This window comes from Pseudoxanthomonas sp. LjRoot204_2, assembly GCF_056175765.1.
This window is the reverse complement of record NZ_JBGFFG010000451.1, coordinates 1-2,571: the sequence shown is the minus strand read 5'-3', so window position 1 is coordinate 2,571 and position 2,571 is coordinate 1. Positions and strand designations below refer to the sequence as shown.

3 protein-coding genes are annotated in these 2,571 nt (G+C 68.4%); 2 read left to right on the top strand and 1 reads right to left on the bottom strand.

Features of this window, described 5'->3' with window-relative positions:
• A partial coding sequence (locus tag AC04L7_RS16400) for an AI-2E family transporter (RefSeq protein WP_475513429.1) occupies positions 1–1,070 on the top strand: 1,070 nt, incomplete at its 5' end.
• Positions 1,067–1,801, top strand: a complete 735-nt coding sequence (gene hda, locus AC04L7_RS16395) for a DnaA regulatory inactivator Hda (protein WP_299346126.1) — start codon at positions 1,067–1,069, stop codon at positions 1,799–1,801. The genes AC04L7_RS16400 and hda, both read left to right, overlap by 4 nt.
• 1 nt (position 1,802) lies before the next feature.
• Here hda and AC04L7_RS16390 read toward each other — a convergent pair.
• The coding region (locus AC04L7_RS16390) for a hypothetical protein (protein WP_475513428.1) at positions 1,803–2,571 on the bottom strand (769 nt) is incomplete at its 5' end.

Below are 2,571 nucleotides of genomic sequence, written 5' to 3'. Positions count from 1 at the left end.
CACCGGTGCTCACGCCCTTCGTGTGCGCCGCGCTGCTCGGCTGGCTGGGCGATCCGTGGGTGGACCGGCTGGAGCGCTCGGGACGTTCGCGCACCACGGCGGTGGTGCTGGTGTTCACCCTGATGACGCTGCTGCTGGTGCTGGCGCTGGTGATCCTGGTACCGATGATCGAGCGGCAGGTGGTGACCGTCATCGAATCGATGCCGGCGTACCGGGACTGGTTCGTGCAGACCGCATTGCCGTGGGTCGAGCGTCGAACCGGGCTGGAACTGGTCGCCTGGCTCGACCCGGACCGGCTGACGGACTGGGTCCGCGGCCACTGGCAGCAGGCGGGCGGCGTCGCAGCGACGATGTTCGGGTACTTCTCGCGCTCCGGTTTCGCGGTGATGGCGTGGATCGCCAACCTGGTACTGCTGCCGATCCTGACGTTCTACTTCCTGCGCGACTGGGACCTGCTGGTCGAGCGCATCGCCGCGCTGGTGCCACGCGACCACATCGCGACGGTGACGCGCCTGGCGCTGGAATCCAACGAGGTACTGGGCGCGTTCCTGCGCGGCCAGTTCCTGGTGATGCTGGCGCTGGGTGCGATCTATGCGCTCGGGCTGTCGGTGGTCGGCCTGAAGGTGGGCCTGCTGGTCGGCATCATCGCCGGACTGATCAGCTTCGTGCCCTACCTGGGCACGGCCACGGGCATCGTGCTGGGCGTGATCGCCGCGCTGGTGCAGTCCGGCGGCGACTGGTCGCTGGTGGCAATGGTGATGGGCGTGTTCGTGGTCGGCCAGATGCTGGAAGGCTACGTACTGACGCCACGCATCGTCGGCGACCGGATCGGCCTGCATCCGGTGGCGGTCATCTTCGCCATCATGGCCGGCGGCCAGCTGTTCGGTTTTCTCGGCATGCTGCTTGCCTTGCCGGTCGCGGCGATCGCGAACGTCCTGCTGCGCTTCGCGCACGAGCGCTACACGCAGAGTCGCCTGTATGCGGGCGATCGCCCTTCCATCGTGCTCGATTCGTATATCGACAAGGGCAGMGTGGAACAGGCGCCGGTGCGCGACATCGAGCTGCCGTGAGCAGCGGAACGCAGGCGACCGGCCTCGGCCCGCAGTTGCCGCTGGCACTGCGTTATCCGCCCGACCAGCGCTTCGAGAGTTTCATCGCTCCGCCCGAGGGCGCGGTGTCGGCACTGCAGGCGCTGGCGGCCGAACCGGACGCCGACTGGGTCTACCTGTCCGGCGCGACGAGGACGGGGAAGACCCACCTCGCGCTTGCGGCCTGTGCCGCGGCGGAGCAGCAACGCCGACGTGCCGCCTACCTGCCGATGGCGGCCGCCTCAGGTCGCCTGCGCGATGCGCTGGACGCGCTGGAAGGGCATGACGTGGTCGCGCTGGATGGCGTGGATGCGATCGCGGGTACGCGGGAGGACGAAGTGGCGCTGTTCGACTTCCACAACCGCGCCCGGACGTCCGGCCTCAACGTGCTGTACACCGCGCGCGGCATTCCGGACGAGATCGGCCTGGTCCTGCCGGACCTGCGCTCCCGCCTGCAGCAGTGCCTGCGCGTCGCGCTGCACCCGCTCGACGACGACGGCCGTCGCGACGTACTGCGCGATCGTGCGCAACGGCGCGGGCTGGTCGTGGAGGATGCCGCGCTGGACTGGCTGCTCACCCATACCGACCGCGACCTGGGTGCGCTCGTCGCCCTGCTGGACCGCCTGGACCGCGCATCCCTCGCCGCGCAGCGACGGGTCACCGTGCCTTTCCTCCGGCAGGCGCTGGGTCACGGTCACACGGCGGCTCCTTGAGTCACGGGCAGCGTTCCGCGACTTCCTCCCACACCACCGGCTCCCAGTAGGCATTGTCGCGCAGGCTCTGGACATCCAGTTTGTCGCGCAGGAGGCGTGCGCCGATGCGGTAGCTGGTATTCGGCTTGATGTCGATGACCAGTGGCTTGTACGCCCTGGCCATGGCGAAACGCTTCATCTTGGCGATCTGCACCAACTGCGAAGGGCTCAGGCGATTCGTGTCTATCAACTCCTGCACGACCAGGACATGGCGCCCCGCCGCCAGCTGATGGCGGTTGGTCGACTGCAGAGGCGTACTGCGCCCGTCGATGGTGGTGATTTCGGCGCGGAAGATATTGCGTGTCTTTGGGACGGTTCCGGCCCGTACGGTGACGAATCCGCACGCACCCTTGGCATCGGGACCGATTTCCAGCCGGTAGGCCGGCACCGCAACGACGTCTGCATCGCCCTGCAGCGTCTGTGTCGCGGTGCCACGCATCACCGCTGCGGTGATGCGACCCTGGCCGCTTTGCATCGCCTGCTCCAACAGCGGCGCTGGCGCTGCCGTCCCATCGAGCCGCACGCCGTTCAAAGCGACCAGCCGGTCTCCCACCTTCATGCCGATACGGGTCGCAGCGCCTTCCGGCGTCACGGCCAGGATGGGCAATCCAGCGCCTCGCGACGACCGCACGTCGACGACCGCGCCCAACTCGTACCGGACCTGCGCAGGCTTCTGGATGACCTGGGGACGGCCAGCGTCCTTGAGCTCGCCGCGCTCCGACATCTGGAGC